The organism is Pseudoalteromonas sp. S16_S37, assembly GCF_014694405.1.
In the GTDB taxonomy this organism is placed as follows: Bacteria; Pseudomonadota; Gammaproteobacteria; order Enterobacterales; family Alteromonadaceae; genus Pseudoalteromonas.
Map to the genome: position 1 here is coordinate 1 of NZ_JAAUWV010000173.1, position 822 is coordinate 822.

At 43.3% G+C, this 822-nt stretch carries 1 protein-coding gene; it reads left to right on the forward strand.

Annotated elements, in window-relative coordinates; all coding sequences use genetic code 11:
• Positions 1 to 223: 223 nt before the first annotated feature.
• Positions 224 to 822: transposase (locus HC733_RS22460; RefSeq protein ID WP_446727652.1), on the forward strand; the 599-nt coding region annotated here is incomplete at its 3' end.

The window sequence follows — 822 nt, forward strand, 5'->3', positions numbered from 1 at the left end:
GTTGTATCAGACAGTGTGCTGAATCAATTACGTTGTTATTGGAAAATGTATCACCCAACGGGTTGGATGTTCTATTCCCGATGGTTAATAGATAAACCTATGTCACCCTCAAGCTTCAGTGGAGTATTTAAGAGGACATCCACCCCGACTTGAATGTCGAGGTGGGTAGCCTACACTTTTAGCTCTCAAAATCAAATTCAATTCTAAGTTCAAGGAGTGGACGATGGGATTAGCAAGGAAGCGGCAAATCAGTTTGTCGGATACGCGATATTATCATTGTGTTTCACATTGTGTTCGCCGTGCATTTTTGTGCGGCGAAGACAAGTTGACGGGTAAATCGTACGCGCATCGTCGAGGTTGGGTAGAAGAACGGTTGTTGTTTTTAGCGCAGGTTTTTTGTATTGATATATGTGCGTTTGCGGTGATGAGCAATCATACCCATGTGGTGCTGTATGTGGATGATAAAAAAGCACAAAGACTCAGTGACAGTGCTGTACTCATACGTTGGCATAAGTTGTTTAAAGGCTCGATTCTGGGTCATAAATATCTACACAATGAGCGTCTGGACAAAGGTCAACGGTTCTTTTTAGACAAAGAGATAAAAGAATATCGACACCGACTGTGCAGTATTAGCTGGTTTATGCGGGTGTTGAACGAAGGCATAGCACGACAAGCAAACAAAGAAGATGGTTGTACTGGCAGATTCTGGGAAGGGCGCTTTAAAAGTCAGGCGTTACTGGATGAGGCCGCATTAATGGCTTGTATGGCGTATGTCGATTTAAACCCAATCAGAGCAAAAATGGCAAAGACACCAGAAGAGTC